The 5,618-nt window shown below is 62.2% G+C and carries 4 protein-coding genes; all 4 read left to right on the top strand.

What is annotated here, in order from left to right:
• Positions 1 to 692: 692 nt before the first annotated feature.
• The 4 genes from HLB44_RS36465 (at position 693) to HLB44_RS36450 (ending at position 4,276) form a co-directional block, all read left to right on the top strand.
• Positions 693 to 1,121, top strand: a complete 429-nt coding sequence (locus HLB44_RS36465) for a hypothetical protein (RefSeq protein ID WP_173135732.1) — start codon at positions 693 to 695, stop codon at positions 1,119 to 1,121.
• Positions 1,122 to 1,702: 581 nt separating this feature from the next.
• Positions 1,703 to 2,530: an FRG domain-containing protein gene (locus HLB44_RS36460; RefSeq protein ID WP_343051792.1), complete on the top strand. Its 828-nt coding sequence runs from the start codon at positions 1,703 to 1,705 to the stop codon at positions 2,528 to 2,530.
• Positions 2,531 to 2,674: 144 nt separating this feature from the next.
• Entirely contained in the window at positions 2,675 to 3,199 is a 525-nt protein-coding gene (locus HLB44_RS36455; protein ID WP_173135726.1) for a hypothetical protein, read from the top strand.
• A gap of 768 nt (positions 3,200 to 3,967) precedes the next feature.
• Positions 3,968 to 4,276: a hypothetical protein gene (locus tag HLB44_RS36450; RefSeq protein WP_173135723.1), complete on the top strand. Its 309-nt coding sequence runs from the start codon at positions 3,968 to 3,970 to the stop codon at positions 4,274 to 4,276.
• The last annotated feature ends 1,342 nt before the right edge of the window (positions 4,277 to 5,618 follow it).

Raw genomic sequence — 5,618 nt, 5'->3', positions numbered from 1 at the left:
GGTCAACGCGACGTCCACCAGCTACGCGCCAGGGCCGCGAGGCACCCAGGCATATCATGTGCCTCGCGGCCCTGGCGCTCCGCTGGCGGCCGCGCGTTACCTCAAACGTTAGGTGGCTCCGGGAGTTCGCCGCGCGCGTCGGCCTGGTCGGCAGTCCGTCTACGAACGCGAACCTGCCGACGCTCTGGAAGCCGAAGTCACCTGATCTTCGCTGTGCTCTGGCAGCAAACAAGAATCGAAGGCGCCCCGGGCAAGGTCATCTCGAGTCATGGCGGCTCTGGCAAGCGTGATCATCGTCAACGGTTCCACCGAGAACTGGGAGTTCATCGGAGCGTGCTGTCCGTCCTTCGGCGGCCAGCGGACGGCTTCAGCAACTCGCTGGGGTCCGTCCATCGCACGCGCGGTCGGCGCACGGCCCTGGCACATGATCCAACCCACGGCTCTGGCACGATGGCCACGCCAGCCCAAAGGCACTGGGCTGTTCTCGGCGTTGCCAGCTCTTCGGCAGTCGCTGCCGCTCTGGTAACGAGTGCTCTGGCATGCAGCCACCTAACCCTTCGGTCAACGCGACGTCCACCAGCTGCGCACCAGGGCCGCGAGGCACCCAGGCATATCATGTGCCTCGCGGCCCTGGCGCTCCGCCGGCGGCCGCGCGTTACCTCAAACGTTAGGCTGCAGCCGGAACCCATGCGGTGATCGAAGCAATCGTCAACACAGAAACGCTAAAGCGCTCCGCTCGAGGCAGCATAACGGGCGAGCTCTTCCTTCGTAGCGCCGGCGAAGACTTTCCCGACCGGCATTGGTCTGACTTTCCCGTCGTAGTTCTGGCCTGGTGGATCAACGGTTTACGCAAGGTGGTCGTAGGCAGAGAAGACTCCTACGTTGGCGACTTTATGGACGGGCCATATGCCTTTGTGGTCAAGCGTACCGAAGGAGACGTTGGCCAGATTGCTTGGTGTAGGGATGACGAAGAAATTCATGGAGGAAACATCGACGTTTACGCCTTCCAGCAATCGGTTGTGTCCGCGGCGCAAAGCATTGCAGCAGCCTGCCATGCCAATGGCTGGTCCAGCGCAGACCTGGAGAACCTTGAGCAAGCAATCGCGCAAAATGCAGCCTAACCCTTCGGTCAACGCGACGTCCACCAGCTACGCGCCAGGGCCGCGAGGCACCCAGGCATATCATGTGCCTCGCGGCCCTGGCGCTCCGCTGGCGGCCGCGCGTTACCTCAAACGTTAGGCCTCGGGTCAACACGTCCACCACGGCTCGTAGCGCTGCCAGAAGCACCACATGCATTCAGCCGCCATCGCATCAGCCACCACAGGAATAGCCGAAGACCGGCTTCGCATGTCGGCTCTCTCTGGCAACGAAATCCGAGTCAAGGCCTGCATCGGGCTGTACGGTCGACGCAAGTCCTGGGCACGTCGAAGAGCCGAATGGGAAGCCGCGGTCGTTCAAGGTCCTGCGCTCGAAGGTCAAGAAGACCAAAACACACGGCATGGTTCTGGCATCAGGCGCGTGAATACTCACCGAGCATCAGAACAATGGGCATCGGTCGCCCCTGGCATCTTCAGCAGCCAGGCAGGCCGTCCTTCAGGTACTCGCGGTGTTCACGGCCGCCACAAAAATCCGAGGCCTAACCCTTCGGTCAACGCGACGCCCACCAGCTACGCGCCAGGGCCGCGAGGCACCCAGGCATATCATGTGCCTCGCGGCCCTGGCGCTCCGCTGGCGGTCGCGCGTTACCTCAAACGTTAGGCGTCGCAGGCAACATCTTTGCGCAAAGGGGATTGAGTCAATGCCGCAACCACTAGAGGCTCTCGATGCATTCCTTGCCCGAGTGGCAGAGATGGACCGCAAGTACGAGCCGATGCTCTTTAGGGGGCAATCTGCTAGGCGTGGAAACCTACTTCCCGGGGTCGCTAGGCGAGATCCGTCGCACGACACCCTCGAACTAGAGAAGGCACTCTTGCGCGAGTTCCAACTGCTTGGAGCCCAACACCTCTCACATGCAGCTCGCGATCACTCTCTTGAACTTCTGGTTGCCGCACAGCACTACGGGCTAGAGACGCGGCTGCTGGACTGGACAAGCGACCCTCTCGTCGCGCTGTTCTTTGCTTGCTGTGACGGCGCTACCCGCGATGGATATGTCTACGTGTTCGAAACCAATGGCTTCTTCGAGCCCAAGGCGTACGACATGGACCCGTTCTCGCACCCCATGCCTGTTGCGTTTCGGCCACCCCGAAGCAACGCACGCATCATCGCGCAGCAGGGCTGGTTTACCGTGCACACTCATTACGAGCAGGAAGGCCGTTTCCCGCCGCTTGAGGAGTTCCCAGACGTGAACCCCTTCATTCACGAGTGGGTCGTTCCAGCTCACCGTCGCTCTAGCTTGCTCCTTGAACTGGAGAGCCGAGGCGTCTCGTATCACTCGCTGTTTCCCGACCTTCAGGGTGTTTCCTGGCATCTCAACGCAAAGTTGCAGCGCCAGGTCCCAAGGAACCCTGGGCACGGAAGAAGCGACGCCTAACCCTTCGGTCAACGCGACGTCCACCAGCTACGCGCCAGGGCCGCGAGGCACTCAGGCATATCATGTGCCCCGCGGCCCTGGCGCTCCGCTGGCGGCCGCGCGTTACCTCAAACGTTAGGCCTCAGAAACACTATGCAACACTTCGTGGCACAGTACAGCGCGGCGATTCAGATCATCGGATCGGCACTGCTCGTACTAGCGCTGGGATGGGCCGCCAAGCGGGCTATGCCCAAGAAGGTTGGGGAGTGGACTTACTCGAACTACCCACTCCTGGGGAAGCTCATTGCCCTGCTAGGCGTCGTGTTCATTACGGCTGCGCACGTCTACAACGGGCTCAAGTTGTTTGAGTCTGACTGGTGGGTGCCTCCGATCATCATCGTCATGACTGTCGGCTTCTACTGGCTGGCCTACGAGATGTTCGTGACGACTCTGCGATGGAACACCACCGTAGTCGAACTTCTGAGGCCGCCTCTCCGACCAAAGGTAGTGCGGTTCTCGGAAGTAGATTCTTTGAAACTCCACCCCACAACAGAGTCGGTCACCATCCGATCCACAAACGGCACTAAGCTCTGGTTTCCGCACAGCTTCCGTACGGGAATGCCTCAATTGTTCACGGCGTTGACGTCAGTCACGGCCGAGGAGAACTACGATTCGCGCGCTGAGGCCTAACCCTTCGGTCAACGCGACGTCCACCAGCTACGCACCAGGGCCACGAGGCACCCAGGCATATCATGTGCCTCGCGGCCCTGGCGCTCCGCTGGCGGCCGCGCGTTACCTCATACGTTAGGCCTCACGAATGCAAGAACTGCCACCACTCCACATTGCAATGACACCCCTCCTGGACAGGATTGCCACTGCGCTGATCTCGGCAACCCCCGACGAGTGGTCGCAAGCCGAACTGCAGGTTGAGGTTGACTGCAGGCCTACCGGGATCACATCTCTCGCACACACGATCCGTACTTCTCAGCAATCAGCTTCTGTCTGCGCTCCAACTGCGGACTTAATCTTGGCCACGCGCCAGCTTCAGCTGCTGTGTCAGGAACGCAGCAGCCCCTGGACCGGCATGACATTGAGCATCGAACTCGTCGAAGGAAACTGGAAGTACACATCCGACTTCCGCTACGGGAACTAGAGAAAGCACTCGTGCTCGTTTGTAGGTTCGTTGAACGTCGTCACGGAAGAATGTGAGGCCTAACCCTTCGGTCGAGGCGACGTCCACCAGCTGCGCGCCAGGGCCGCGAGGCACCCAGGTCTATCATCCGCCTCGCGGCCCTGGCGCTCCGCTGGCGGCCGCGCCTCACCTCGAACGTTAGGCGTCATGGCAAGGCCCTGCCCGAGCAATCGGTTCGTCTTGCGAGCACTGAACGTGAAGACCAACACCGCGTCCGCCGCAATCGTCCGACTGCGAGGCGACCGGAGCGCTTGCGAGCACCGAGCATGAACAACAACCGCGTCTGTCGTGCTCCGTCCGACTGCGGCGGCAGTGAGTCGTCTTCGCAAGCTGTGCCCTCCGGCCGTCGCTTCAAGGTCAGTCCCACAAGTGCGCTTCGCGCAAGCGTGCTGCGCCGCGCAGTCAGTTTGTCGGGCACCGCGCAGCAGCGCGGTGCGAAGCGGAGTTCGGAGCGCAAGGTCAACAATCCGCACTACTCATGCACTCTGGCCCTGGCAAGCCGCGGCGCCTTGCAGGCCATCACTGGCAGTCGGCTCTCCATCCGCACGGTCTCGCAGTTCTGCCGCTCCAAATGACGCCTAACCCTTCGGTCAACGCGACGTCCACCAGCTACGCGCCAGGGCTGCGAGGCACCCAGGCATATCATGTGCCTCGCAGCCCTGGCGCTCCGCTGGCGGCCGCGCGTTACCTCAAACGTTAGGTGTCCGTCGAAGTGCGCCACTTGCGAAGGTTCGTTCAGCCCACCTTCGCCGGCGAGCGCGAGCGGGGTGCGCTCTGGAAGCGAAGACATCGTTCGTCGTGATGCCCTGGCAGAAACACAAATCCATTGGGTGCATGCGCAGCCCACCACGCGCCCTTCGGGCGTTTGCAGTCCGGCAGCCTAGGTCGTATTGTGGTTCACCAAGGTCTGTCGCTTGTGTTGGCCGCTCACCTCGAAGTCCAGCACCCCGCCCGGGCTCTGGCAGCTCGCACATCCGCGCCGTTCAAGTTCTGGTTTGCGCATTATCGTCATCCGTCCTTCTGGCATCGTTGCCCAAGACCCGCAGCCACCTAACCCTTCGGTCAACGCGACGTCCACCAGCTACGCGCCAGGGCCGCGAGGCACCCAGGCATATCATGTGCCTCGCGGCCCTGGCGCTCCGCTGGCGGCCGCGCGTTACCTCAAACGCTAGGCCCCGGCACAGTGAATACGAATGCCGACCCCGCAGTCGCGACGACCGCGGCAACTCGATTAATGCAAGGGCGTCGTGCAGGCGTAGAAGCGATAGCGAGCAAGATCTCTATGGCAGAAGAGACGACGCCATCGGCAAGGCCGGAGCGCCACAATGAAACGGCCAGTCCTCAGTGGGCTGTCCGTCCTTCGGCGGCCAGCGGAGGTACTTTGCTTGTCGAGGAGACCAGAACACCAAAGACAGAAAGGCCCCGTTCGTTCGCAAGGTGCTTGTGCACTGCGTCGTGCCCGCGGGCCTGAGGGCCAAGTCCGAAGACCCGACACGCACGCAGTCGTGCAGCAGGTCACCGTCAGTGTGGCTTCGTCACCAGCAGGGTTCTCGTCCCTCCTTCGCTCCGCTCACCCCTCTTGGCCTAACTCATCGGTCAACGCGACGTCCACCAGCTACGCGCCAGGGCCGCGAGGCACTCAGGCATATCATGTGCCTCGCGGCCCTGGCGCTCCGCTGGCGGTCGCGCGTTACCTCAAACGTTAGGCGTCATGGCAAGGCCCTGCGCGAGCAATCGGTCCGTCTTGCGAGCACCGAACGTGAAGACCAACACCGCGTCCGCTGCGCTCGTCCAACTGCGAAGCGACCGAAACGCTTGCGAGCACCGAGCATGAAGAACAACACCGCGTCTGTCGTACTCCGTCCGACTGCGACGGCCGTGAGTCGTCTTCGCAAGCTGTGCCCTCCGGCCGTCGCT

Origin of the sequence: Pseudaquabacterium terrae (genome assembly GCF_013266755.1) — a bacterium.
In the GTDB taxonomy this organism is placed as follows: Bacteria; Pseudomonadota; Gammaproteobacteria; order Burkholderiales; family Burkholderiaceae_C; genus Pseudaquabacterium; species Pseudaquabacterium terrae.
Note: the sequence above shows the minus strand (reverse complement) of the source record. Positions and strands in the feature narration are given on the sequence as shown.

What these genes read in the sequence shown, in the direction of transcription:
- HLB44_RS36460 (WP_343051792.1), top strand. Translation starts at nt 1,703, where the DNA reads ATGTGCCTCGCGGCCCTGGCGCTCCGCTGGCGGTCGCGCGTTACCTCA.
- HLB44_RS36450 (WP_173135723.1), top strand. Translation starts at nt 3,968, where the DNA reads ATGAACAACAACCGCGTCTGTCGTGCTCCGTCCGACTGCGGCGGCAGT.